Source organism: Pseudomonas sp. MS15a(2019) (assembly GCF_013277805.1).
GTDB classification, from domain to species: Bacteria; Pseudomonadota; Gammaproteobacteria; order Pseudomonadales; family Pseudomonadaceae; genus Chryseomonas; species Chryseomonas benzopyrenica.
In genome coordinates, this window is sequence record NZ_VBTN01000001.1 from 224,948 (window position 1) to 250,081 (window position 25,134).

General features: G+C 65.6%; 20 protein-coding genes and 2 tRNA genes. 9 read left to right on the plus strand and 13 right to left on the minus strand.

Annotation, left to right across the window (positions count from 1 at the left end; genetic code table 11):
• Positions 1 to 42 precede the first annotated feature (42 nt).
• From FEZ61_RS01095 to FEZ61_RS01110, 4 genes are all read right to left on the minus strand, one after another.
• Positions 43 to 1,221 carry an EAL domain-containing protein gene (locus FEZ61_RS01095; protein WP_173146798.1) on the minus strand — a complete coding sequence of 393 codons (1,179 nt, stop codon included), beginning with the start codon at positions 1,219 to 1,221 and terminating at the stop codon, positions 43 to 45.
• 102 nt (positions 1,222 to 1,323) lie between these two features.
• The gene (locus FEZ61_RS01100; RefSeq protein WP_017639720.1) at positions 1,324 to 1,665 is read right to left on the minus strand and encodes a hypothetical protein; all 342 of its coding nucleotides are present in this window, start codon (positions 1,663 to 1,665) and stop codon (positions 1,324 to 1,326) included.
• Positions 1,662 to 2,054, minus strand: coding sequence for a phage holin family protein (locus tag FEZ61_RS01105; RefSeq protein WP_017639721.1), 393 nt, complete (start codon positions 2,052 to 2,054; stop codon positions 1,662 to 1,664). The genes FEZ61_RS01100 and FEZ61_RS01105 overlap by 4 nt, the downstream gene beginning before the upstream one ends.
• A 15-nt stretch (positions 2,055 to 2,069) precedes the next feature.
• The gene (locus tag FEZ61_RS01110) at positions 2,070 to 2,465 is read right to left on the minus strand and encodes a DUF883 family protein (RefSeq protein ID WP_017639722.1); all 396 of its coding nucleotides are present in this window, start codon (positions 2,463 to 2,465) and stop codon (positions 2,070 to 2,072) included.
• 330 nt (positions 2,466 to 2,795) lie between these two features.
• Here FEZ61_RS01110 and FEZ61_RS01115 point away from each other — a divergent pair, with 330 nt between their 5' ends.
• A complete protein-coding gene (locus FEZ61_RS01115) occupies positions 2,796 to 3,083 on the plus strand; it encodes a DUF3509 domain-containing protein (RefSeq protein WP_007159080.1) in 288 nt (95 codons plus the stop codon).
• 126 nt (positions 3,084 to 3,209) lie between these two features.
• On the opposite strand, the gene FEZ61_RS01120 is transcribed toward FEZ61_RS01115, so the two are convergent.
• The 4 genes from FEZ61_RS01120 to FEZ61_RS01135 all read right to left on the minus strand — a co-directional run bounded on the left by FEZ61_RS01120 (position 3,210) and on the right by FEZ61_RS01135 (position 8,948).
• On the minus strand, positions 3,210 to 3,635 hold the full coding sequence (locus tag FEZ61_RS01120; RefSeq protein WP_173146799.1) for a hypothetical protein: 426 nt from the start codon (positions 3,633 to 3,635) through the stop codon (positions 3,210 to 3,212).
• Positions 3,636 to 3,654: 19 nt separating this feature from the next.
• Positions 3,655 to 3,936 (minus strand): DUF3509 domain-containing protein, encoded by a 282-nt coding sequence (locus FEZ61_RS01125; protein ID WP_017639725.1) that lies wholly within the window; start codon positions 3,934 to 3,936, stop codon positions 3,655 to 3,657.
• Between the two features lie 97 nt (positions 3,937 to 4,033).
• The gene (gene rfbD / locus FEZ61_RS01130; RefSeq protein WP_064306570.1) at positions 4,034 to 4,912 is read right to left on the minus strand and encodes a dTDP-4-dehydrorhamnose reductase; all 879 of its coding nucleotides are present in this window, start codon (positions 4,910 to 4,912) and stop codon (positions 4,034 to 4,036) included.
• A gap of 565 nt (positions 4,913 to 5,477) precedes the next feature.
• The gene (locus FEZ61_RS01135; RefSeq protein ID WP_093249527.1) at positions 5,478 to 8,948 is read right to left on the minus strand and encodes a PAS domain-containing hybrid sensor histidine kinase/response regulator; all 3,471 of its coding nucleotides are present in this window, start codon (positions 8,946 to 8,948) and stop codon (positions 5,478 to 5,480) included.
• A gap of 158 nt (positions 8,949 to 9,106) precedes the next feature.
• On the opposite strand from FEZ61_RS01135, the gene FEZ61_RS01140 reads away from it, so the two are divergent.
• Both FEZ61_RS01140 and FEZ61_RS01145 read left to right on the plus strand, forming a co-directional pair.
• Positions 9,107 to 9,673: a GNAT family protein gene (locus tag FEZ61_RS01140; RefSeq protein WP_173146801.1), complete on the plus strand. Its 567-nt coding sequence runs from the start codon at positions 9,107 to 9,109 to the stop codon at positions 9,671 to 9,673.
• A gap of 175 nt (positions 9,674 to 9,848) precedes the next feature.
• A complete protein-coding gene (locus FEZ61_RS01145) occupies positions 9,849 to 12,365 on the plus strand; it encodes an EAL domain-containing protein (RefSeq protein ID WP_173146803.1) in 2,517 nt (838 codons plus the stop codon).
• On the opposite strand, the gene FEZ61_RS01150 is transcribed toward FEZ61_RS01145, so the two are convergent.
• Both FEZ61_RS01150 and rdgC read right to left on the minus strand, forming a co-directional pair.
• The gene (locus tag FEZ61_RS01150) at positions 12,255 to 13,196 is read right to left on the minus strand and encodes a bile acid:sodium symporter family protein (protein ID WP_173146805.1); all 942 of its coding nucleotides are present in this window, start codon (positions 13,194 to 13,196) and stop codon (positions 12,255 to 12,257) included. The two genes, FEZ61_RS01145 and FEZ61_RS01150, sit on opposite strands and share 111 nt — an antisense overlap.
• Before the next feature lie 112 nt (positions 13,197 to 13,308).
• A complete protein-coding gene (gene rdgC, locus FEZ61_RS01155; protein WP_007159072.1) occupies positions 13,309 to 14,229 on the minus strand; it encodes a recombination-associated protein RdgC in 921 nt (306 codons plus the stop codon).
• 211 nt (positions 14,230 to 14,440) lie between these two features.
• Between rdgC and FEZ61_RS01160 the strand changes: the two genes are divergently transcribed.
• Positions 14,441 to 14,516: transfer RNA gene (locus tag FEZ61_RS01160), tRNA-Val, on the plus strand.
• 13 nt (positions 14,517 to 14,529) lie between these two features.
• Positions 14,530 to 14,606, plus strand: a tRNA-Asp gene (locus FEZ61_RS01165).
• A gap of 966 nt (positions 14,607 to 15,572) precedes the next feature.
• On the opposite strand, the gene FEZ61_RS01170 is transcribed toward FEZ61_RS01165, so the two are convergent.
• Positions 15,573 to 18,602 (minus strand): FAD-binding and (Fe-S)-binding domain-containing protein, encoded by a 3,030-nt coding sequence (locus FEZ61_RS01170; RefSeq protein ID WP_173147002.1) that lies wholly within the window; start codon positions 18,600 to 18,602, stop codon positions 15,573 to 15,575.
• 151 nt (positions 18,603 to 18,753) lie between these two features.
• Here FEZ61_RS01170 and FEZ61_RS01175 point away from each other — a divergent pair, with 151 nt between their 5' ends.
• A complete protein-coding gene (locus FEZ61_RS01175) occupies positions 18,754 to 19,659 on the plus strand; it encodes a LysR substrate-binding domain-containing protein (RefSeq protein ID WP_064306566.1) in 906 nt (301 codons plus the stop codon).
• Positions 19,656 to 20,363 carry a GntR family transcriptional regulator gene (locus tag FEZ61_RS01180; protein ID WP_173146807.1) on the plus strand — a complete coding sequence of 236 codons (708 nt, stop codon included), beginning with the start codon at positions 19,656 to 19,658 and terminating at the stop codon, positions 20,361 to 20,363. The genes FEZ61_RS01175 and FEZ61_RS01180 overlap by 4 nt, the downstream gene beginning before the upstream one ends.
• Before the next feature lie 68 nt (positions 20,364 to 20,431).
• On the opposite strand, the gene FEZ61_RS01185 is transcribed toward FEZ61_RS01180, so the two are convergent.
• Both FEZ61_RS01185 and FEZ61_RS01190 read right to left on the minus strand, forming a co-directional pair.
• Complete coding sequence (locus FEZ61_RS01185; protein ID WP_064307981.1) at positions 20,432 to 21,385, minus strand: PDR/VanB family oxidoreductase; 954 nt, start codon at positions 21,383 to 21,385, stop codon at positions 20,432 to 20,434.
• Positions 21,386 to 21,394: 9 nt separating this feature from the next.
• Positions 21,395 to 22,453, minus strand: a complete 1,059-nt coding sequence (locus FEZ61_RS01190; RefSeq protein ID WP_059314320.1) for an aromatic ring-hydroxylating dioxygenase subunit alpha — start codon at positions 22,451 to 22,453, stop codon at positions 21,395 to 21,397.
• Between the two features lie 388 nt (positions 22,454 to 22,841).
• On the opposite strand from FEZ61_RS01190, the gene FEZ61_RS01195 reads away from it, so the two are divergent.
• Together FEZ61_RS01195 and FEZ61_RS01200 are read left to right on the plus strand one after the other, a co-directional pair.
• Positions 22,842 to 24,185 (plus strand): MFS transporter, encoded by a 1,344-nt coding sequence (locus tag FEZ61_RS01195; RefSeq protein WP_173146809.1) that lies wholly within the window; start codon positions 22,842 to 22,844, stop codon positions 24,183 to 24,185.
• Between the two features lie 106 nt (positions 24,186 to 24,291).
• A complete protein-coding gene (locus FEZ61_RS01200) occupies positions 24,292 to 25,122 on the plus strand; it encodes a p-hydroxycinnamoyl CoA hydratase/lyase (RefSeq protein WP_058792502.1) in 831 nt (276 codons plus the stop codon).
• The last annotated feature ends 12 nt before the right edge of the window (positions 25,123 to 25,134 follow it).

A 25,134-nucleotide genomic window follows, 5' to 3' on the forward strand; every position in this document is an offset into this window, starting at 1 on the left:
CGCTTCTGCGTTCTGACCTCGGCAACATACGATCATCACCCCTTACTTGGCAAAGCCCGGCAATTGACTGGCATCCAGGTCGATCAGCAGCAGGCGCTGGCCGCTTTCCAGGAACTGGCTGGCGGTCAGGCAGTACTGGTTGGTGGTGGCATCGCGATAGACCGTCGAAAGCGCCAGGCGGCGCTCGTTCCAGCCTTCGGCCAGCAGGGCATAGAAGTAGGGGCGCCAGGACCAGTTGTGATTGAGGTAGCGGCGATTCTCGCGCCAGAACATGCCGTTCCACTCCAGATTCGGGGTGATCTGGGTGCCGGTGCGGTCGCACTGGTAGATGCGCAGCAGCCCGGGAAACGCCTGGGGATCGGGCAGGGCGCTCAGGGGACCGCCGTGTTCCGCCCAGGGTCTGAGCTGGGTGACGAATTCGGCTAACTGCTGGCGCAACTCCAGCAGCCGGGTCTGCTGGGCCAGCTTGCCGTCGACGAAGCGACTGCGCAGGGCGGCGAAGCGCTGCTGATGGCTGTCGCTTGCGCCCAGCTCGGCGGTGGCCTCGGCGAAGAGGAAGCCCTGCACATAGCGCGCACCGCACTCCAGGGCGAAGTCGAGTTCGGTCTCGGTCTCGACGCCCTCGGCGATCAGCCAGCAACCGGTTTTCTCGGCCATCTGCGCCAGCGCCTTGACCGCCTCGCCCCGGGGGCCACCCCGCGCGGCGGCCTGGAATAACCGCATGTCCAGCTTGAGGATATCCGGTTGCAGATCCAGCACCCGATCCAGTTGCGAATAGCCGGAGCCGAAATCGTCGATGGCGATGCGGATGCCGCGTTCGCGATAGCGGGCGACGGCCTGGGTCAGGCTCGGCAGATCGCCGGCTGCCTCGGTGATCTCGTAGACGATGCGCGTCGGCGCGATGCCGGAGCGCTCCAGCTGCGCCAGGCTCGGCAATTCGGCACCGCGTTCCAGTTGACTGATCCAGCGCGGCGAGAGGTTGAGGCTGAGAAACCAGTCATCCGGGGCGCTGGCGAAGCGCTGCAGGGCGTCTTCCCGCAGGGTGCGGTCCAGCTGCAGCAGATCCGGGGTCGGGGTATGGGGATCGGCAAACAACGGGCCGACAGAGGTGTAGGTGCCATCGGCCTGCCGCAGTCGGCCAAGTGCCTCGACGCCGGCAATGCGTCCAGTCGCCGTATCGATGAAGGGTTGGAAGAAGGCAGTGGGTTGACCTCGTAGCACGGTGATTCCTTATCGTCTGACCGCAGTGGAATGCGTGGCGGGATAGCCAGCATGCGATAAGGATGCCACCCGTGAAAACGGCTCCCTGGGGAGCCGTTCGTTCTAACGAGGCGGTGGCAGCGGCTGGTCCGCCTGTTCGCGGTGCCGATTCTGCAGGCGATTGACGATGGGATAGAGCGCCAGACCGATACGGGCCAAGCGACCCACGGCACCGAGGCGCTTGCCGAACAGCGACAGGAACACCGTGGCACCCAACATCAGGGGCTTCTTCGCTGAACTGGTCACCTTGTCCCGATTGGGTCGTACCAGATCGCCGATGAGGCTGATGGGATTGTGCAGGGGCTGAGCGTTGTAGATCAGCTGCTGGCGATACATCTCCATGCGCAGCCTGACCAGTTCCTTGCGCTTGGCCTGGCTGGTGGCGGAGCTGAGCGGCTGGTTCATGGCAGTAGGCGCTCCCGGTTGCGATTGAGTTCTTCCAGGGTGGCGTGGAAAGGGGCGGCACCCTTGACCAGGCTCAGTGCCCGCAGGATGCAGATCACCAGCGCCACGGCATAGAAGGCGCACAAACCCAGGGTCGCGGTCATGCGGTAGGTATCCCAGAAGGCGATGATGATGGCCGCCGAAACACCTACCAGCACCAGCAGACCGAAGATCAGACTCAGGCCGGTAAAGAGGAACAGCTGGAAGGTACGGACCTTCTCTTCCTGGACCTCGATGCCCAGCAATTCCAGGTGGCTCTGCAGCAGGCCTACCACCGCGCCGGCGAGACGCTTGACCGATGGCTTGGGCGCCTCGTCAGGCAGCTCCCGTGGAGGAGAGGAGGTGTCCATGATGATCCCCCAGGCTTAGCGGCGCGAGGCCAGCAGGCCGATCAGGAAGCCAACGCCGGCGGCGATGCCAAGGGCCTTGAAGGGATTGTCGACCACGTATTCCTCGGTGGTCTCCTTGGCGGCGACGCCCTGGCGGTAGAGGTCATCCTGCTTGGTCTTGAGCACGTCGCGGGAGCGCTCCAGGCTGGAGCTCAACTTGGCGCGCAGTTCGTCCGCCTGCTCACCGGCCATGCTGGCGGTGTGCTTGAGCAATTGCTCGGCGTCTGCCAACAGAGTGTGGAATTCATCGGTCAACGCCTGCTCGGCCTCGCCCAGATGACGACGGACCCGGTCAGTGTTCTGCTTGTGTGCCTGCTCATGGATGTCAGCAGCAAGCTCGTCTTTGATCACGGGAGGGGTTTTGTCGTTCATGGCGCGCTCCTGATAGGCGATGGGTATCCGTTTCAGCCCTTTCGAGTGAGGGCTCCGACCAAAGGTTCCGCGGGCCAGAGCCGTCGTCAAGGGCGCGCTAGGGCGCTACAGGTCCAGGCACACAGCGGACGAATGGTCATACCTTACCCATTTCGCCCCTTTAAAAGTTCCCCGCTGATCGTCAATTAGAAGAGCTGGCTCACAAAACGGCGTGCTAGCGCCATTGGTCGTCTTATTCAAGTAGAGCGCTAGAACTTTGCTGTTTCTATCACTGTCAGTTGCGTCGTATTTGATCATCCATGCACTTCTAGACAAATAACAGGGGGAAGAATGGAAAACGCCATTGATAGACTGACCGCCGCTTTCAGTACTTATAAATGCTCGGTTACGGCACCCCGCCCCGATGGCAGTATCGTGCTGACGGTGCAGGATCAGCAGTGTGACGACGCTCGCGTGAACCGAGTGGTCAGTGCCCGGCAACTGGGCGAGAGCCAGCTGCTGAAAACGGTGATTGACGAGGTTCGCAAGGATGTTTCGCTGCGGGCCGGCGCCCTGGCGCCACAGTCCATGGCGGTGCTGCGTGCCACCGGCGCCAATATGCTGAGATATTCCGAGTAAAGATTCTGCATCAGAACGCTTCAGCGCGAGACTTGCAGTACGAATGCCTGGGTATTCGTTGGTCTCGAACGTTGAAGAGTTAAAGAGGGCAAACAAGCCCTGAGCGTTTTTCCCGCGACTTTTCCCTTAGCTCTTGCACTTCAACAGGCGGCATCCCGCACAGGGAAGTTGAGTGGCAGGTAGCTCATACATAGGGCAGGTGACGTCCACTACACCCCAGGACGGAAAGCCCTGTCCAGCCTGCACGGCGGCCAGCCGTGCACTGGCGATCACACCATTGAGCAGATCCTCTTCTCGATACAGCGCCTGGCGCAAGGCCGGCGAGCGATAGAGGATGCGTCCGCATCTGTCCAGCAGGGTGAAGGAAAATCGACCGGTACGGTCCGGCAGGGTCGGCCAGACCTTGAGCGGTGCCAGCTGTTGGTCGAGCCGCGCACAGGTCAGCTGGTACAGCGAAGTCTGGGCGGATTGCAGAGTCGGTACCGTCTCCACGCCATCCAGTAACGTCGTGGGATTCGCCGTCTGCACGGGACTGCTGATCAGGCCTTCCATGGTTTGCATAGATCCTTGCTCAGTTCGCGACGGTCAGACGGTTGACGGTACCGCTGCCGCCTGCCAGCAAGGCCGTAACGCCGTGACCTTCGTCGATGGCGATACCCAGCCGGATGCTGTCGATCAGCCGCGCGAGGCGATTGTGGTCGTGCAGCTGCTGCTTGCTGATCAACCGCTTGACCTTGACGCCACTGTCGTCCGACAGCGTCAGACTGACGCTGCCGTCGAGGCGCTCGATGCGGAAATTGACCCGGAAGTCATGCTCGAAGGCTGCGGCGATGAGTTGGAAGGGGTTGTCCATGACGTACCTGACTGGCGTGAGCGGGGTCAGTGCCATTGACTTCAAGGGACAAGGGTAGTTCTGGGAGAGATCCCAGAAGTATGACCGGCGGCCCGTTTCAGCCGCCCACCTGAAGCTCGCGCTCGTTCCAGCACTGCTCGAAAGCCGCTTGCCAGTCGGGTAGCGGCTGGCCCAGCACCGCGGCCAGCTTTTCGGTGGACAGGCGGGAATTGATCGGGCGATGGGCCGGGGTGGGATAGGAGCTGCTGGGGATGGGATTGAGGCGTGCCTTCAACTGACCGGTCTCGCCCAGGCGCCGAGCGATCTGCTCGGCGAAACCGAACCAGGAAGTGGTGCCATTGGCGGTCAGGTGATAGGTGCCCCAGAGATCGCCCTTGTCGCTGTGGGCCAGCAGGCGGTCAGTGGCATCGGCGATGGTACGCGTCCAGGTGGGCGCGCCGATCTGGTCGTCGACGATGTTCAATTCGTCGCGCTCGCTGAGCAGCCGTACCATGGTGCGCAGGAAGTTGTTGCCCTGCCAGGAATAGACCCAGCTGGTGCGCAGGATGAGGTGACGCTCGGCGTGTTCGCGCACGGCATTCTCGCCGGCCAGCTTGGTCCGCCCATAGACATTGAGCGGGCAGGTCGGATCCTCTTCCCGATAGCGGCCGTCCTGGCTGCCATCGAAGACATAGTCGGTGGAGTAGTGGACCATCGGAATGCCGAGCTGTTGGGCCGCCCGGGCGAAGACCTGGGGTACCCGCTCGTTGATCAGGGTAGCGGTCTGGGCATCGTTCTCGGCGGCGTCCACGGCGGTATAGGCAGCGGCATTGATGATGACGTCGGGCTTTGCTGCCAGGACGCGGTCATGAAGCGCGTCCAGCTGGGTGAAATCCACCTGGGCCCGGCCAACCACGGTGACCTGGGCCTTGGCGGCCAGCAGCACTTGCAGTGCCTGGGAAAGTTGTCCGTGTTGACCCGCGATGAAGACGTTCATGAGACTGAGCTATTCCAGAAGGCTGACGCGTCCATGCCTGTTTGACCGGTTGGGCGTCGCCGTGACAGCCCTGAGCGAAAAGGGGCAGTCTACCCGATGACCGGCAGAGGACAAGGCTAGCCTTTGGCCTGCCTGCCGCTCTGAGCGGTGGCTCTAGCCTGCGGGCTGTCCCTGGGCCTCGGGTACGAAGGAGCCTGAAAAAATTTGTTTCACGAATACTTGACAATTGTGCGACCGCTGACAGGTTTCCGTTGGTCATTTTTTCAGTGAGTTGTGCACAACCTGTGCTAGCGCTTGTCAAGCCCACTCGACGCCAGGGTTTTCCCAACCAAAAATCCTGCTTTTGAATTAAGTTGTTGATTACGTTGAACTTATCAAAGTGATTAAAAAATGATCAACTTGTTCGGGGCGCCCGCAGAGCAAGGCTCCGGGTTCTTTTCCACCATGTTTTCAACAAAGTTATCAACAGAAGCTGTGGATTGTTCCGTGGGATGAGGGCCGCATAACCTTAATCGACGCTGAACGAAAGACCTATCCAAGGCAGCGTTCAGCAGTGCTGTCCAGGTCAACCGGACAGGGCCAGCTGACGACTCAACAGGGCACGCAACGAGGCCGGCTTGACTGGTTTGGGCAGGAAATCCAGCCGCGCCTGGCGGACCTTGGCCAGGCATTCCGGGCGGCCATCGGCGCTGATGACGATGCCCGGGATATCCTGCCCCAGCCTCTGGCGGATCCATACGGCGACATCCGGACCGGTATCGGCGTCGCTCAGGTGGTAGTCGACGATGAGCAGGCGCGGCACCAGGCCCTGTTCCAGCAGGGCGGAGCATTCTTCGCGACTGCGCGCGGTCCAGACTTGGCAGCCCCAGCGACCCAGCAGGCTGCGCAGGCCCAGCAGGATGCTGTCCTCGTTGTCGATGCACAACACCGGATCACCGGCCAGGGGCTGGGCCGCTTCGCTGGCGGTCGCGGCTTGGATGGCCAAGGCGGGCGCCAGGGGTACCTTGACGCTGAAGACGCTGCCGTGGCCCGGCCAGGAGCGTACCGAGAGTTCGTGGCCGAGCACCCGGCAGAGGCGGTCGGCGATCGCCAGACCAAGGCCCAGGCCCTTTTCCGCTCGGGTCTGGTGGCTGTCCAGTCGCTTGAATTCCTCGAAGATCAATTCGAGCTTGTCCGCCGGGATGCCAGGGCCGCTGTCCCAGACCTCCAGGCTCACGCTCTGGCCCTGACGACGCACCCCGAGCAATACCCGGCCATGGGCATATCTCAGGGCGTTGGTGAGGAAATTCTGCAGTACCCGACGCAGCAGCTTGCTGTCGCTGTTGACCACCAGCTGACTGCCGCGGATGCGCAGGCTGGTGCCCTGATCCTGCGCCAGGGCCTTGAATTCGACGCCCAGGGCGTCGAACAGAGTGGCCAGCGGGAAGGGCGCCGGCGTGGCCAGGATGCGCCCGTTCTCCAGGCGAGAGATGTCCAGCAGATCGGCGATCAGGTCTTCGCTGGATCTCAGGGCACTGTCCATGTTGCGTACCAGCTCCTGGGCCTCCTGGGCCAGGCCGTCCTGGTGGGCGAGGGCGGCGGTGAACAGGCGCGCGGCGCTCAGGGGTTGCATCAGGTCATGGCTGACCGCGGTGAGAAAACGACTCTTGGACTGATTGGCCGCTTCGGCATGAGCCTTGGCTTCCTCCAGGGCCTGGTTGAGTTGGGACAGTTCGCGGGTACGTTCCTCGACGCGCTGCTCCAGGCCCTCGTTGGCTTCGCGCAGGGCGCGCTCGGCCTCGCGGAAGGCGGTGATGTCGGTAAAGCTCATCACGAAGCCGCGCCCGGGCATGGGGCTGCCGATCAGCTCGATCACCCGGCCATTGGGAAAGGTGCGTTCCGAGGTGTGGGGGATGCCCTGGCGCATCCGTTCCACCCGGCGGGCCACGTGCTCGTCGGCATCGCCCGGTCCGCAGAGGCCGCGCAGGGCGTTGTAGCGGATGATCTCGGCGATGGGCCGGCCAACCTGGATCATGCCGTCGGGATAGTCGAACAGTTCCAGGTAGCGCTGATTCCAGGCCACCAGGCGTAGCGACTGGTCGACCACGCTGATGCCCTGGGAGATGTTCTCGATGGCGCCCTGCAAGAGCGCCCGGTTGAATTCCAGCACCTCCGAGGCTTCGTCGGCAATGCGCACCACGTCGTCGACCTGCATGTCGCGGCCTTCGATGGCGGCCTTGACCACCGCGCGCGCGGAGGAGGCGCCGATCACCCCGGCCAGCAGTCGCTCGGTCTGGGCGATCCATTCGCTGTTGGCGTTCATTCCGGGGTGATAGGTCAGGCCGCTCTGCTCGGCGAAGCGGCTGAAGCTCAGGCGGGCGCGCTCATCACCCACGAACCGGGCCGCGAGCAGGCGCAGGTCCTCCAGCTTGACCGCCAGCAGGGCGCGATTGCGCGGTCGGGGCAGGGCGTACTGGGCGATGAAGCGCCCGGCCTGCCAGTATTCCGAGACCCGGGTGCGCGAGAGCAGCGATACCAGGGCGAACAGCAGGAAGTTGCCGGCCAGGGACACCAGGGCGCCGACGGTGGTCGGCTGCAACGTCCGCTCACCCGTGGGCTGCTCGAACCAGGCCAGGCCGGGAAAGGCCCCCAGTGGCCATTGCAGGCTGGTGGCCACCACCGGCAGCACCATCAGATAACCCCAGAGCAGCGCCCCGGCGGTGAGCCCGGCAAAGACGCCGCGGCGATTGGCGGCCTTCCAGAACAGCGCCCCGACCATGGCCGGTCCGAGCTGGGCGATGGCGGCGAAGGCGATCTGGCCGATGGTGGCCAGGCTGGCATTGGAGCCCAGCAGGCGATAGCTGCAGTAGGCCAGGACCAGGATGACCACGATGCTGGCGCGGCGCACCGTGAGCATCCAGTGGCTGAACACCGCATGGGGACTCTCCACCTGGCCCCGGCGCTTGAGCAGCCAGGGCAGGACGATATCGTTGGAGATCATGGTGGAGAGCGCGACGCAGGCGACGATCACCATGCCGGTGGCCGCCGAGGCGCCGCCCAGAAAGGCCAGCAAGGCCAGCCAGGGCCGCTCCTGGGCCAGCGGCAGGCTGATGACGAAGGAGTCGGGCAGCACGCCGCCGGGCAGATGCAGCTGGCCGGCCAGGGCGATGGGGATGACGAACAGGGCGGCCAGCGCCAGGTAGAGCGGAAACACCCAGCGCGCCAGGTTGACGTCCCGGGTATCGGTGTTTTCCACCACCGTGACATGGAACTGGCGCGGCAGGCACATCACGGCGATGAAGGCCACGCCGGTCTGGATCAGCAGGCCCGGCCAGTCCAGCGTCTCGCGCCAGTATTCCTGCAGCTGCGGCGCCTGCTGGGAGCGGGCGAGCAGGTCGCTGAAGCCATCGTGCAGGTCGTAGGTGACCCAGAGGCCGACGGCGAGAAAGGCGGCGAGCTTGACCAGGGATTCGAAGGCGATCGCCAGCATCATCCCGCGATGGTGCTCGGTGACATCCAGGTTGCGGGTGCCGAAGAGAATGGCGAACACCGCCAGCACCAGGGAAACGAACAGCGCCGTGTCCTGGGCGCGGGTGCTCAGGGATTCGGCATTGATGCCGGTCAGCAGGTTGACGCCGATGACGATGCCCTTGAGCTGCAGCGCCAGGTAGGGCAGGACGCCGACCAGGCAGATGAGCGCGACGACGATGGCCAGGGTCTGGGACTTGCCATAGCGGGAGGCGATGAAGTCGGCGATGGAGGTGATGTTTTCCTTCTTGCTGATCAGCACCATCTTCTTGACCAGTTGCGGCGCCAGCAGCAGGAAGAGAATGGGGCCCAGGTAGATGGGCAGGAACGACCAGAGCTGGTCAGCGGCCTGGCCGACCGCGCCGAAAAAGGTCCAGCTGGTGCAGTAGACGGCCAGCGACAGGCTGTAGACCCAGGCCCGCAGGCGCGGCCTGAGCGGTGGGCGGCGATCGCCATAGAAGGCGATGGCGAACAGCAGGGCCAGGTAGCCGAGGGTAACGGTGATGATCAGCCCGCTGGGCAGGGACATGGCGACTCCAGACATTCCAGGCGCCCATCGCGCCCGGACAAAGTGTCGCACCTTGGGGTGCCAGACGTCAGTTCTGGCGCGCGATGGGATGACGGTGGGTTGAGCCAGACGGCCGGCCCTGTTAGGTTGGCGGGCTGATTCAAGCGAGAGAGACCGTCATGTTCCAAGCGCAGCCCATTTCCCTGCAACGTGGTGCGCTGCGCCTGGACCCCCTGGCGGAGGGCGACGTGCTGGAGCTGGTCAGCCTGGCCGAGCGCAATCGCGAGGCGCTGCACTACCTGAGCGGCCCCCTGCGGCCGGATTGGTATCGTCAGGCGCTGGCCGAGGCGCGCGAGGGGCGCGCCTTGCCCTTCGCCGTGCGGATCGCCGACCGGCTGGTGGGCACTACCCGCTTCGCCGACTTCCTGCCGGCACTGCCCGCCGCCGAGATCGGCTGGACCTGGCTCGACAGCGAGCAGCATGGCAGCGGGCTCAACGGCAACATCAAGTACCTGATGCTGCGCCATGCCTTCGAGCACTGGCAGCTGGTGCGCGTACAGCTCAAGACCGCGGCGACCAACCTCAGATCCCAGGCTGCCATCGAGAAGCTGGGCGCGGTCCGTGAAGGCCTGCTGCGTCATCATCGGCGGCTGGCCGACGGTCGTCTGGACGACACCGTGATGTACAGCATCACCGACCGCGAATGGCCCGAGGTGAAGGCGCGGCTGGAGGCTTCCTTCAATTAGGCACAGGGCCTGGGCTACCGCTCGTCGGCAGCGCTAGGACCGCGAGGGGCCTATGTCGCTTGTTTGGCGTCAGTAATCCAACGCGAAGTCCTTCCAGACCAACAGTTTTCCGCGAAATGGCCGACATGCCTGCTCAATGGCAAGAATTCGCCCGTCTCCTTTTGCGGATCGCTGTATGTCTTCACTGTCGCCTTCCTCTGCGCTGCGCACCCTGCGGGTCGTCTGGCCCTTCGTCATCATCCTGTCCTGCCAGGCGCTGGTCGCCATCGTCAGCCTGCAACTGCTGTCGACGGTGCGTGCCTATGTCTCGGCCGAAAGCCTGTGGAGCAAGAGCCTCGGCAACGCCATGCTGGCGCTGGGTGCCTACCTGGACGAAGGGCAGGCCGAGGCCTACCACGACTACCTGGCCTCCATCAGCGTCAATGACCTCGACCGCGCGGCGCGCGAGGCGCTCGACAGCGGCGACCCGCCTGCCGAGGCGGCGCGGTTGCTGCGCCTGGCTGGCAATCACCCTGACGATATCGACGGCCTCATCGCACTCTTTCAGATGGCTCGCCATGTGGAGCCCTTCGAAGGGGTGATCGCCCGTTGGCAGGTCACCGATCCCTACATGGACGAATTCCAGGCCCTGGCACGCACCGGCTTCGAGTTGATCAAGCTGCATGGACCGGGGCCGGCGCTGATTCCGCTGAAACGCCAGCTGCTGGATCTGCACGACCGGATGATGCCGGAAACGGTGGCCTTCTCGGAGCGTCTGGGGGTGGCGTCACGCCAGCTGGTCGCGGCGCTGTTCATCGCCAATGTCCTGGTCGGCGCCTTGCTGGTGCTGCTGGCGCTCTGGCGCATGCACAGCCTGGTGCAGCAGCGCTGGCGCTCCGAGCAGGCGCTGCAGGCCGAAAAGGAACACATCCAGGTCATCCTGGCCTCCCTTGGCGATGCGGTGCTGGCCCTCAATGCCCAGGGGCGGCTGCTCTATCACAATCCGGCAGCCGAACGCCTGCTGGCGCGGCGGGAGCTGGTCGCAGGCACGCCCGTCACCCACCTGTTCGATATCCAGACCGAAGACCAGCCGCCCTCGAACCTGCCCTTGGCCGAGCGGCTGCGCAGTCCGGACTGGTTGGCGGGCAACGAACCCCTGGCGCATCAGCTGGTGCGCGTCGATGGCACCCGGGTGCCGGTGGCGCTCACGGTGACCGCGCTGCCACGGGGCGAATCGGGTACCGGCGTGGTGCTGGTGATGCATGACCAGACCCGCGAGCGGGCCTTTCTGCATGAGCTGGCCTGGCAGGCCAGTCACGATGCCCTCACGGGATTGGTCAATCGCCGTGAATTCGAGACCCGGCTGGAACGCCTGCTGGCCCGGCAGGACCTGGCGCGAGCCTCCTTGATGTTCATCGATCTGGATCAGTTCAAGATCGTCAACGACACCTCCGGGCATTTCCATGGCGATCGTCTGCTGCGCCAGCTGTGCGAATTGCTCGGGCAGCAGCTGAGGGAGGAAGACTGCCTGGCGCGCCTGGGCGGTGATGAATTCGGCGTCTTGTTGGAGAACCGTGCGCCGGCTGAAGCCGAGGCCGTGGCGGAGCGTCTGCGCTGCTGCGTGGGCGCGCTGCAGTTCGAGGCGGCCGGGCAGGGCTTTCGCGTTGGCCTGAGCATCGGCGTGGTGCATCTGGGTGGTCAGGCTCTCGCACCGGAGGAAGCCCTGCGCCTGGCGGACCTGGCCTGTTACGCGGCCAAGGACAAGGGCCGCAATCGCATCCAGGTCTTTGCGCCGGGTGACGTGGAGCTGGACCAGCGCCATGGCGAGATGGCCTGGGTGCAGCGATTGCACCGGGCGCTGGCCGAGGACAGATTCCGCCTGTACGTTCAGCCGATCCTCGGGCTGGGTGGCGAGACGGCCACGGATCGCCATGTGGAGGTGCTGCTGCGACTGGAGGAGGGCGACCGCTTGATCGCACCCGGTGCCTTCATCCCGGCGGCGGAGCGCTATGGGCTGATGCCGGACCTGGATCGCTGGGTGATCGCCGCGGCGCTGGCCCGTTTCGCCGAGTTGCCCAGCGGACTGCTCGATACCCTGGCCATCAACCTGTCCGGGCACTCCCTGGGCGAAGCGGGATTGGCGGATTTCGTCAGGGAGCAGCTGCAGCGCTGGCAGATCGCGCCGACGCGGATCTGCTTCGAGATCACCGAGACCAGCGCCGTGGCCAACCTGGATGCGGCACGCCAATTCATGGACGAGTTACGCGGCCTGGGGGTGCGATTCTCCCTGGACGACTTCGGTGCCGGGATGTCGTCCTTCACCTATCTCAAGCATCTGCCGGTGGACTACCTGAAGATCGATGGCAGTTTCGTTCGCCATCTGCTGGAAGATGCGGTGGACAGCGCCATGGTCGAGGCGATCAATCGGCTGGGGCATCTCACTGGCAAGAAGACCATCGCCGAGTTCGCCGAGAACGCCGCGGTGATCGCGGCCCTCGGCGCTCTGGGCGTCGACTATGCCCAGGGCTATGGCATCGCCCGGCCGCAGCCCTTCACCGAGGACACCTGCCAGGCGCTGGTCCGGCAGGTGTGGCACGAGCCCTCAGGGGCGGGCGTCGTCGTCCTTGAAGCGGCGGAAAAGGGTGGCCAGGAGCGCCCCGGAGATGTTGTGCCAGACGCTGAACAGGGCGCTGGGCACCGCTGCCAGCGGTGAGAAATGCGCGGTGGCCAGGGCGGCGCCGAGCCCGGAATTCTGCATGCCCACCTCCAGTGCCAGGGATTTGCGCTGGGCCACCGGCAGCTTGCAGCACTTGCCGGTGAGATAGCCGAGCAGGAAGCCGAAGCCGTTGTGCAGAATCACCACCGCCATGATCAGCAGGCCGGACTCGGCGATGCGCGCCTGACTGGCGGCTACCACGGCGGCGACGATCACCACGATGCTGACCACCGAGGCCAGCGGCAGCACCTCCACCAGGGCGCCGACACGATGACCGAGCAGGCGCTGGGCGACCAGGCCCAGGGCGATGGGCAGCAGCACCACCTGCAGGATCGACCAGAACAGACCGCCAAAGGAGATCGGCAGCCAGGTGGAGGCCAGCAGCCAGATCAGCGCCGGGGTCAGCAGGGGGGCGAGCAGGGTGGTCACGGCAGCGATGGCCACCGACAGGGCCAGATCGCCCTTGGCCAGCCAGGTCATCACGTTGGACGCCGTGCCGCTGGGGCAGCAACCGACCAGGATGACGCCCACGGCGATCTCCGGCGGCAGGTGGAACAGCTGGCAGAGCGCCCAGGCCACGCCCGGCATGATGACGAAGTGGGCTACCACACCCAGCAGCACTCGCCAGGGGTGGCGACCGACGGCGGCGAAGTCCTCGACCTTGAGGGTCAGGCCCATGCCGAACATGATCACCCCCAGCAGCGGCACGATGGCTACGCTCAGCGGCTTGAACACCGCGGGGGCGAAGAACGCCAGCAGGGCGGCGAGCAGCACCCAGAAGGCGAAGGTATTGCCGACGAAGCGGCTGAAGGCGGCGAGCGCGCGCATGGGTTGAACTCCTGTCGAAAAGGCAGAAAAAAGGCCGGTCTCTGCCGGCCTTGGAGGCTGTCCACGTGATCGGATGAGCCTTGTGACTCAAGCGATCACGCGCAGGTCGTCATTACAGACCCTGGGGCAACTCTTCGCCACCCAGGGCCTCGATCAGCTGTGGCAGGAATTCCGCCAGGGTCATCATCATCAGCACGAAGCTGGCGTCCTGCTGGCCGAGGGCGTCTTCCCCGCCATCCTGTTCGGCCTGATCCTGCAGGAGGTCCTCGAACTTCAGGCGCTTGATGGTGACCTTGTCGTCCAGCAGCAGGGCCAGCTTGTCCTGCCAGGCCAGCGCCAGCTTGGTAACCAGCTTGCCGGCGCCCAGGTGGTTCTGGATCTCTTCGCTGGTCAGGTCCTGCCCCTTGCAGCGCACCACGCCGCCGTCTTCGCCGGCATCGCGCAATTCGCACTCGTCGAGGATGTAGAGGCCATGGGTGGCGTCACCGGCCTTGACCCAGTCGGTGAAAGTGGCCATCGGCGCCTGCTTGACGCCCAGCGGCCGTACCGGCAGCGAGCCCAGGGCATCGCGCAGGGTGGAGAGCAGGTCCTCGGCGCGCTTGGCGCTGGAGGCGTCGACCAGGATCCAGCCCTGCTTGGGATCGATGGCGGCATAGGTGGTCTGGCGCCGGATGAAGGCGCGGGGCAGGAAGGCCTGGACGATCTCGTCCTTGATCTGCTCCTTCTCCTTCTTGTAGACCTTGCGCATCTGCTGGTTTTCGATCTCGTCGACCTTTTCCTGCACGGCTTCCTTGACCACGCTGCTGGGCAGGATGCGTTCTTCCTTGCGCGCGGCGATCAGGAAGAAGCCCTGGCTTTCGTGCACCAGCGGCAGGTCCGGGCCCTTGCCGAAGGGGGCGACGAAGCCATAGGTGGACAATTCCTGGCTGGCGCAGGGGCGCGCTGGCTTGGCGGCGAGGGCGGCTTCGAGGGCTTCGGTCTCGAAGGCGACTTCCTGGGTGAGACGGTAGACGAGCAGATTACGGAACCACATGGTGTCACTCCCAAAAACGAAGCGCGCATTATCCGCGTCGCTCGCCCCGGAGGCCAACCCCGGATCGCGGTGGTCGTCGGGAATGCGCGCTTTCTCCAGTTGCCTGGAAGGGCAGCGCTAAGCCTTTGGAAGTGCTGGGAAATTTTTTTTCAAAAAGGGGTTGCCAGGTCGTAAACCCCTCCGTAGAATGCGCCCCACTTCGAGAGCAAACGGGTGATTAGCTCAGCTGGGAGAGCATCTGCCTTACAAGCAGAGGGTCGGCGGTTCGATCCCGTCATCACCCACCACTCGAGGTAATGCGCAGCGGTAGTTCAGTCGGTTAGAATACCGGCCTGTCACGCCGGGGGTCGCGGGTTCGAGTCCCGTCCGCTGCGCCATTTAAAGGTTGTCTGGTCCTGAACGCCAGCAGCCATCGAAGAGCGGCCCTAGTGGCCGCTTTTTCGTTTGGGCGCGATTTTTTCTGGTCGTGTCCTCTGGTGTCTTCCTTCCTTTCCTAGCGCTCCGGTCGAGCGATCTGCCAGCAGGCGGGTCGAGCGTGTGTGTAGATGCGTGTAAAACGCCGTGCGGTTTTCCACCCTGCGGCTGTTGTTGGGCTTCGACGATGAAGCCGTCTCAGCCCAACCTACGAAAGGGGGCGTCCTTGTAGGTTGGGCTGAGCGCAGCGAACCCCAACACTGCCCAGGGCTGAACTCCGGCTGTTGGGCTTCGACGATGAAGCTGTCTCAGCCCAACCTACGGCAGGAGTGCGTCCTTGTAGGTTGGGTTGAGCACAGCGAAGCCCAACACTGCCCCGGGCCGAGCTTCGGCTGTTGGGCTTCGACGATGGAGCTGTCTCAGCCCAATCTACGGCAGGAGTGCGTCCTTGTAGGTTGGGCTGAGCGCAGCGAAGCCCAACACTGCCCAGGGCTGAACTCCGGCTGTTGGGCTTCGACGATGAAGCTGTCTCAACCCAACCTACGACAGAGGTCGTCCTTGTAGGTTGGGCTGAGCGCAGCGAAGCCCAACACTGCCCAGGGCTGAACTCCGGCTGTTGGGCTTCGACGATGGAGCTGTCTCAGCCCAACCTACGACAGGGAGCGTCCTTGTAGGTTGGGTTGAGCGTAGCGAAGCCCAACATTGCCCAGGGCCAAGCTTCGGTTGTTGGGCTTCGACGATGGAGCTGTCTCAGCCCAACCTACGGCAGGAGTGCGTCCTTGTAGGTTTGGCTGAGCGCAGCGAAGCCCAACACTGCCCCGGGCCGAGCTTCGGTTGTTGGGCTTCGACGATGGAGCTGTCTCAACCCAACCTACGACAGGGGGCGTCCTTGTAGGTTGGGTTGAGCGCAGCGAAGCCCAACAAGGTGGTCAGCCCCTTACCGCATCCAGTACCGCTTCCAACGGATGACGCAGGCGGCGGTCGTCGAGGCGCTTGACCTGGCTGCGGCAGGAGTAGCCGGTGGCCAGGGCTTCGCCCTGTTCCGCCGGTACCGCCAGGGCGCGGGCCCAGGACTGGTCGTAGATCACCTTGGAGGTCGCGAGATTCCGCGCCTCGTGGCCGTAGGTGCCGGACATGCCGCAGCATCCGGTGCTTTCCGGCTTGAGGCCCAGACCCAGGCGTTCGAACACCTGCTGCCACTGGCTGACGCTGGCCGGGGCGTTGGTCTTTTCGGTGCAGTGGCCGAGCAGGCGATAGACCTTGTCACCGACTACGTGCTGCTCTTTCGGCAGCACCTGCAGCAGCCATTCCTGGGGCAGCAGCACCTCGGGCATCCGGGCGATGCCGGGGACCTTGGGGTATTCCTGGCGATAGACCAGGGTCATGGCTGGATCCAGGCCCACCAGCCTGACGCCGAAGCCGGCCAGGCTGGCGAGTCCTGCCGCGTTGCGTCGCGCCGTGCGCTCGAAGGCGCCGAGGAAGCCCTGCACCTGCAGCGGCTTGCCGTTGGCGCGATAGGGCGCAAGAAAGACGCGTTGGCCCAGCCGCGCGGCCAGTTCGAGAAAGGCCGCGGTGAGCGGCGTCTCGAAGTAGCGGGTGAAGGCGTCCTGCACCAGCACGATGGTCTTGGCGCGTTCTTCATCGCTCAGGGCCAGCAGCCGCTCGGGGGTGGCGATCTGTACCTGCCACTGCTGCATGACCGGCACCAGGTCGAAACGGCTGAGCAGGGGGCTGTCGACCATGCCGATGCGCTCGGCGAACAGCCGCTGGATGGGTGTGGCGCCCATGACGGCGTTGTAGAGACCGGGGGCGCGGGCGAACGCCGGCAGGCTGAATTCCAGCGAACCGATCAGGTAGTCGCGCAGAGGGCGCAGGTAGCGACGGTGATAGAGTTCCAGAAAGCGCGAACGGAATTCCGGCACATTGACCTTGATCGGGCACTGGCCTGCGCAGGACTTGCAGGCCAGGCAGCCGGCCATGGCGTCGTAGACCTCGTGGGAGAAATCTGCCTCGGCCTGGCGGCCGTTGCGCCAGCGCTGGGGCAGAGCCTTGAGCCAGTTCAGGGCGCCACGCGGGGCCGGAGCCAGGACATCGATGCCGGCCTGGCCTTGCAGGCGCAGCCATTCGCGGATCAGGGAGGCACGGCCTTTCGGCGAGTGAATGCGCTGGCGGGTAGCCTTCCAGGACGGGCACATGGCGTCGTCGGGATCGTAGTTGTAGCAGGCGCCGTTGCCATTGCAGTGCATGGCGGTGCCGTAGCTCTGCCAGACGCGCTCGTCGAGGGTGCGGTCCAGTTCGCCCCTGAGGGTCACGCCATCGACCTTGAGCAGCTCGGCGCCACTGGCGAGGGGCGTAGCGATCTTGCCCGGATTGAGCTGGTTGTGCGGATCGAAGGCACCCTTGAGCGCCTGCAGCGCGGGATAGAGGTCGCCAAAGAACGCTGGCGCATATTCCGAGCGCACGCCCTTGCCGTGTTCGCCCCAGAGCAGTCCGCCGTATTTCTGCGTCAGTGCGGCCACCTGATCGGAGATCGGCCGCACCAGCGCCGCCTGGCGCGGGTCTTTGAGATCCAGCGCCGGACGCACGTGCAGCACCCCGGCGTCGACGTGGCCGAACATGCCGTATTGCAGGTTGTGGCCGTCGAGCAGGGCGCGGAATTCGGCGATGAAATCAGCCAGGCGCTCCGGCGGCACCGCGGTGTCTTCGACGAAGGGCTGCGGACGGATCTCGCCCTGGACATTGCCCAGGAGCCCCACGGCGCGCTTGCGCATGGTGTAGACGCGGGTCACGGCATTGCGGCCGATGGCCAGGGTGTGGCCCAGGCGCTCGACGGTGGGGTCCTGGCGTAGGTGCTCCAGAAAGCCCTGGACGCGGGCGTCCACTGCCTCGGGATCGTCGCCGCTGAATTCCACCAGGTTGATGCCCAGGGTGGGGCGCTCCACGTCCTCGGGAAAGTATTCCGCCACGCTGTGCCAGACGATGTCCTGCATGGCCAGCAAGAGCACCTTGGAATCCACCGTCTCGATGGACAGCGGCTTCAATTCGATCAAGGCGCGGGCATCGCGCAGGGCGTCCATGAAACTGGCGTAGCGGACGTTGACCAGCACCGAGTACTTGGGAATCGGCAGGACGTTGAGCTTGGCCTCGGCGATGAAGGCCAGCGAGCCCTCGGCGCCGCACAGCACGCTGTTGAGGTTGAAGCGGCCGTCCGGCTCGACCAGGTGCGCCAGGTCATAACCGGTCAGGCAGCGGTTGAGCTTGGGAAAGCGCGCCTCGATCAGCGCGGCCTGGTTCTCGGCGATGTCCCGTGCGCAACGGTAAACCGCGCCGGTGCGGTCCTGGCGGACACAGAGGGCGTCCAGCTCGGCGCTGTCCACCGGGCGACTTTCCAGGCGTTCGCCGCCGATCAGGTAGGCGTCCAGTTCCAGCACATGGTTACGGGTCTTGCCGTAGGTCACGCTGCCCTGGCCACTGGCGTCGGTGTTGATCATGCCGCCGATGGTGGCGCGGTTGGAGGTGGACAGCTCCGGGGCGAAGAACAGGCCGTGGGGCCGGAGCGCCGCGTTGAGCTGGTCCTTGACCACGCCTGCTTGCACCCGCACCCAGCCCTCAGCGGCGTTGATCTCCAGGATCCGGTTCAGGTGGCGGGAAAGGTCGACCACGATACCGTCGGTGAGCGACTGGCCATTGGTGCCGGTGCCGCCGCCGCGCGGGGTCAGAACCACGCCCTGGAAGCGCGACTCGCCCATCAGTTGGGCCAGTCGCTGGACGTCGGCGCTGTCCTTGGGAAAGACCGCGGCCTGCGGCAGGCGCTGGTAGATGGAGTTGTCGGTGGCCATGACCGTACGGCTGGCATGGTCCGGTGCGATCTCACCCTGGAAGCCGCTGGCGGCGAGGGCGCTGAGGAAGTCGGTGTAGGCGGCGGCGAGGGGCGCCGGGGCCGGCAGGCGGGCGATCATGTTCATCAGGCGGGCTCTCTGGCGGCGGATGGCCGTTTCCTTCAGCGAACGAAGGAATGGCATCGACCTTTTCTGGCTATAGTAGGCATTCTCACCACAGCGCGCCGGGGCCACAACCGAAGATTCCGCCGCCTATGCCGGAAGATCCTGAATGAATCACCGTCGCCTGACGCCCTCCATGTCGCTGCTGCTGGCCTTCGAGGCGGCGGCGCGCCATGAGAGCTACACCCGGGCGGCCGAAGAGCTGTCGCTGACCCAGAGCGCCGTGGGCCGCCAGGTGCAGGCGCTGGAGCAGTTGCTGGGGCTGACGCTGTTCCGCCGCGAGGGCCGCCAGATCGTCCTGACCGATGTGGGCCGGGCCTATAGCCGTGAACTGGGCCTGGCCTTGGGACAGATCCGCAGCGCCACCCTGCAGGCCATGGCCTTCGCCTCCGGGCAGGGCACCCTGCGCCTGGCGGTGCTGCCGACCTTTGGTTCCAAGTGGCTGTTGCCGCGCCTGGGCGATTTCTATGCCGCTCACCCCGGCATGCTGGTGCACCTGCACTCGCGCATCCAGGCGGTGGACTTCGCCGCCAGCGAGATCGATGCCGCCATCAGCGTCGGCAGCGGTGACTGGCCAGGGCTTTGTGCCCATCCGCTGCAGGCCGAGCAGCTTGTGGTGATTGCCAGCCCGACGACGCTGGCCGCGTTACCGGAGGCGACGCCGGCGACCCTGGCTAGCCAGTTGCTCCTGGGCGTGGCCAACAATCCCCAGGCCTGGGGTGAATGGTTCCGCCACCATGAGCTGCCCCATCGGGCCATGCGCCCGGGGCCGAGTTTCGAGCTGACCTCGCACCTGATCCAGGCGGTGCGCGCCGGCATCGGCATCGGGCTGGTGCCGCGGGTGCTGGTGGAGGACGAACTGGCCCAGGGCGAGCTGCTGGCCTGCGGGCCGGCGCTGGTCAGCCGGCGCAGCTATTACCTGGTCTATCCGCCGCGCAACGAAGGGCTGCCGTCGCTGCAGGCCTTTCGCCAGTGGCTGCTGGCCGAGATCAACGAAGGAGAGGGACAGCCATGAGCAAGCCGGGACAGCGGGTACTGGCCGCGCTGCGGCAGATGATTCTTTCCGGCGAGCTCACGGCGGGCGAGCGGCTGGCGGAGATCCCCACCGCCGAACGCTTCGCCGTGTCGCGCATGCCGGTGCGCCTGGCCCTGCGCACCCTGGCCCAGGAGGGCTTGCTGGAAAGCAGCGGCGCCCGGGGCTATCAGGTGAGGGCACTGACGGGCGCGGATCTGGAAGGCGCGGTGGAGGTGCGCGGTGTGCTGGAGGGCCTGGCCGCGCGCCAGGCGGCCGAGCGCGGCCTGGATGCGGCCACGCGCGCCACGCTGGAAGACTGCCTGCGCCGTGGCGATCGATTGTTCGCCAAGGGGCATGTGCGGCTGGAGGACCTGGAGGAGTATCACGATCTCAATCGGGCGTTCCACCAGGCCATCGTCGCGGCCAGCGGCAATCCGGCCATTGCCGTGGCCCTGGGACGCCACGAGCACCTGCCCTTCGCCTCGGTGAGCGCCCTGGCGGTGGATGCCGAGGATCTCGAGCGCGAGTATCGCCGCTTCAATTTCGCCCACCTGCAGCACCATGCGGTGTTCGACGCCCTGGTGCGCGGCCAGGGCGCCCGCGCCGAGGGGATCATGCGCGAGCATGCCCAGGCGACCCTGGGCTATGCGCGGTGGTTCGGTGGGGAAGAGGGCGAGGCGGGGGCGATGAAGGTGCTGGTGTAGGGCGGGCCCTCACCCCGGCCCTCTCCCAAGGGGAGAGGGGGAGGTAGGGGTAGGGCGGGCTCGGTTTGTCAGAGATCCAGCACCAGGCGCTCGCCCTTGGCGCGGGAGCAGCAGGGGGTGAAGCGGTCGTTGGCGGCGTGCTCGGCCGCGGAGAGAAAGAGGTCGCGGTGTTCGGGTTCACCGGCCAGCACCGGGGTCAGGCAGGTGCCGCAGAGGCCCTGGCCACAGGATACCGGCAGGACGACACCCAGGTCCGCCAAGACCTCGACCACGCTGCGCTCGGCCGGTACCTGCACGCGGCGACCGCTGCGCGCCAGTTCCACCTCGAAAGGGCGTTGCTCGCCCTGGGCCGCGGGATCGGCGGCGAAGTATTCGCGATGGATCTGGCCGGGTTGCCAACCCTGGGCCTGGGCGGCGTCCACCACGGCGGCCATGAAGCCGGCCGGGCCGCAGACATAGAGGTGGTCGTCCGGCGCCGCCGGGCCGAGCAGGTGCTGGAAGTTGGGTCTCAGCGCCGGATCGTGCTGGTCGAAGTGGACCCTGACCTGGTCGGCATAGGGCCGCGCCTTGAGCCAGGGGATGAAGGCGGCGTGGTCGCGATCCCGCACCAGGTAGCGCAGGCTGAAGCGCGCGCCCTGCTGATAGAGCTGCTCGGCCATGGCCAGGATCGGGGTAATACCGATCCCGCCGGCCAGCAGCTGGGTGCGGCGGGCACTCGGTACCAGCGCGAAGAGGTTGCGTGGCTCGCTTACCTGCAGGCGATCACCTACCTGCAGCCGATGCATGGCTTGGGAGCCGCCGCGGGAATCGGCGACGAGCAGCACGGCGATGCGATAGCGGGTCGGGGCGGGTTCGGGCGTGGCGCACAGCGAATAGTGGCGCACCAGGCCGTCGCCCAGGGTGATCTCCAGGTGGGCGCCGGCGGCGAAGCCGGGCAGCGGGCCGCCGTCGGCCCGGGCCAGGTCGAACGCCAGGATGGTGGGGGCCTCGCGTTGCACGGCGGTGACGATCAGATCGAGCATGACTGTCTCCTAGGCGATCTGCCGGACCGGGATGCCGGTGGCGGCCTGTTCCGCGGCCAGCAGGCGGTCGATGATCTGCCGCGACTGCACGCCGCCGGCATCGATGTTGAGCTTGAGCAGCCCGCGCTCGGGATAGCGCAAGAGGTTCTGCTGCTGGCGTTCGAGCATCTCCAGGTCTTCGCCGAAGATCTTGCCCTGGCCCTCGCGGATGCTGGCGGTGAGCTCGGCGTCCTCCGCCTTGAAGTTGCGTGCCATGCCCCAGAAGTACCAGATGGAGGTCTCGGTCTCGGGGGTGATGAAGTCCACCACCACGCTGGCGGCCTTGACCGCCGCCGGGGCGTCGTAGCCACCATGGCCGGCATGGGCCACGCCCACCTCGATCATCACGTGGCTGGGCGGAGTGAAGCGGCAGATCTGCCAGCGATCCACTGGGACGTCATCGGCCAGGCCATTGCCACGTAGCGCCATGCGCCAGAAGGGTGGGGCGGAGATGTTTTCCATGTGCCGGCTGGTGATGACCTCGTCGCCTTCGACGCGGGTGGCCGGCGGCGCCTCGTCGATCTCCTTCTGGCCGATGCTGGAGGCATGGACGTAGGTCTCGTGGGTGAGATCCATGAGGTTGTCGATCATCAGCCGGTAGTCGCACTGGATATGGTAGAGACCGCCGCCATAGGCCCAATCGGGGCTTTCGGCCCATTCCAGATAGGGAATCAGGGCCGGATCGGCCTTGGCCTGGTCACCTGGCCAGACCCAGATGAAGCCGTGCCGCTCCACGGCGGCATAGGGGCGTACCGCGGGAAAGACGCCGACCCGCTGGCCTGGCATGCCCAGGGTCTTGCCGCCGCAGCCCATCTCCAGGCCGTGATAGCCGCAGACCAGGGTGCCGTCGCGGACGAAGCCCAGGGACAGCGGCGCGCCACGGTGCGGGCAGAAGTCTTCCAGGGCCACCACCTGGCCGTTGGCATCGCGATAGAAGACCAGGGGTTCGCCGCAGATCTGGCGCCCCAGGGGTTTGTCTTGGACTTCGTCGGGGGTACAGGCGACGTACCAGGCATTCTTCGGGTACATGATCGGGACCTCTTGTTGTTGTCTATTGGATCCAATAATCGATTGAGGTCATCCAGGGTGTCAATGCGGCTAGTCGGTAGCCAAGAGCGATTGCTGCTCGATAATCGCCCAGTAAATACCCGTCGCTTAGAGCCAATCCGGTCCCGAATGGCCTTGATTGAATGGGTTTTCCAGTGTTGAAGCGGCTGGTGACACCGCCACGGGTGGGACTCGGATAGGCCGAGGCATCTTGTGAATTGGATCCATATTTGCCAGCTTAAGCAGGCTGAGATTCCAACAACAAGAACCCAAGGATGCTCGCCATGTCAGTACTCGTCGCCGTCTTTCCGTCCACGCCCGGGCGCGGCACCTGTCGCCGCCGTCACCTGCTCAGTGCGCGAGGTGGGCTATGACCGACCTGCGCGAGATCATCGACCAGGGATCCATGCGTGGTTTCCAGTACCTGGCGGTGCTGGTCTGCATCCTGCTCAACATGATCGACGGCTTCGATGTGCTGGTGATGGCCTTCACCGCGGCCTCGGTATCCCGCGAGTGGGGGCTCTCCGGCGCCCAGGTGGGGCTGCTGCTCAGCGCCGGTCTGGTGGGCATGGCGGCCGGTTCGCTGCTGCTGGCGCCACTGGCCGATCGCTGGGGCCGCCGCTGGCTGATCCTGGTCTGCCTGCTGCTCTCGGGGCTCGGCATGCTGCTCTCGGCGTTGGCCGGATCACCTCTGCAACTGGCGCTGCTGCGTGGCCTGACCGGATTGGGCGTGGGCGGGGTGCTGGCCAGCAGCAACGTGATCGCCAGCGAATACTCGGCGCGCCGCTGGCGAGGTCTGGCAGTCAGCCTGCAGGGCATGGGCTATGCGCTGGGGGCGACCCTGGGTGGACTGCTGGCGGTCTGGCTGCTGTCGCACTGGGGCTGGCGCGCGGTCTTCTGTGCCGGCGGTCTACTCACCCTGGGGGCCATCCCGCTGGTGCTCGTCGGTCTGCCCGAGTCCCTGGATTTCCTGCTCACGCGCCAGCCAGCCGGCGCCCTGGTGCGGGTCAATCGCCTGGCCAGGAGACTCGGCCAGCCCGAGCTCGCCGTGCTGCCGCCGCGGCTGGAAAACTCCACAGCGGGCGGTACTGTCGGCCGGCTGCTGGCGCCTGCCTTGCGGCGCACGACCCTGCTGGTGTGGACGCTGTTCTTCCTGGCCATGTTCGGCTTCTACTTCATCATGAGCTGGACGCCCAAGCTGCTCACCACCCTGGGGCTGTCCGAGCAGCAGGGGGTGGCCGGTGGCGTCCTGCTGAGCGTGGGCGGCATCTTTGGCGCCGCCCTGGTGGGTCTACTGTTCGCCCGCCTGCCACTGTCCCGGGCGCTGGGCGGCTTCATGCTGACCACCGCGCTGCTGCTGGTGGTCTTCGCCCACCTGGGCAGTTCCTACCTGGGTGCCCTGGCCATGGGGCTGCTGATCGGACTGTTCGCCAATGGCTGCGTCGCCGGCCTCTATGCGCTACCGGCGCTGGCCTATGCCGCCGAGGTGCGGGCCACCGGGGTGGGCTGGGGCATCGGCATCGGTCGCCTGGGCGCCATCCTCTCGCCGGTGGTGGCCGGGTTGCTGCTCGACCAGGGTTGGCCACCGCTGCGGCTGTATCTGGTCTTTGCCGGGGTGTTCGTCGCGGCGGGGCTGCTGCTCCTGCTGACCCGGCCCGAGCAACGACATACCGCCACGGAGCTGAGTCGGCGGCAGGGCGAGGCGCTGGGCTAGCCGCTTTTGGCAAGGTCATCGTTTTGCCAAAAATAGTTAATTGACTTAACTAATTCCCTGGCGTAGCTTCGGCTCCATACCCACCCAACAACAAGAGGCACACGCCATGGGCAGTTACGACGGACGTTGGCAGACGGTCAAAGTGGACATCGAGGACGGTATCGCCTGGGTGACGCTCAATCGTCCGGAAAAACGCAATGCCATGAGTCCCACCCTCAACCGCGAGATGGTCGAGGTGCTGGAGACCCTGGAGCAGGACGCCAGCGCCGGCGTGCTGGTGCTGACCGGTGCCGGCGATGCCTGGACCGCGGGCATGGACCTTAAGGAATACTTCCGCGAGACCGATGCCGGCCCCGAGATCCTGCAGGAAAAGATTCGCCGCGAAGCCTCCCAGTGGCAGTGGAAGCTCCTGCGCATGTACGCCAAGCCGACCATCGCCATGGTCAACGGCTGGTGCTTTGGCGGCGGCTTCAGCCCGCTGGTGGCCTGCGACCTGGCCATCACCGCCGACGAGGCCACCTTCGGCCTGTCCGAGATCAACTGGGGCATTCCCCCGGGCAACCTGGTGAGCAAGGCCCTGGCCGACACCGTGGGCCATCGCACCGCCCTCTACTATGTGATGACCGGCAAGACCTTCAGCGGTCCCGAGGCTGCCGCCATGGGCCTGGTCAACCAGAGCGTGCCGCGCGACCAGTTGCGTGAGGTGACCACCGCCCTGGCGCGTGAGCTGCTGGACAAGAATCCGGTGGTGCTGCGTGCCGCCAAGGTCGGCTTCAAGCGCTGCCGCGAACTGACCTGGGAGCAGAACGAGGACTACCTCTATGCCAAGCTCGACCAGTCGCGGCTGCAGGATCCGGAGGGCGGTCGCGAGCAGGGCATGAAGCAGTTCCTCGACGACAAGAGCATCAAGCCTGGGCTGCAGACCTACAAGCGCTGAACCGCCACCGCC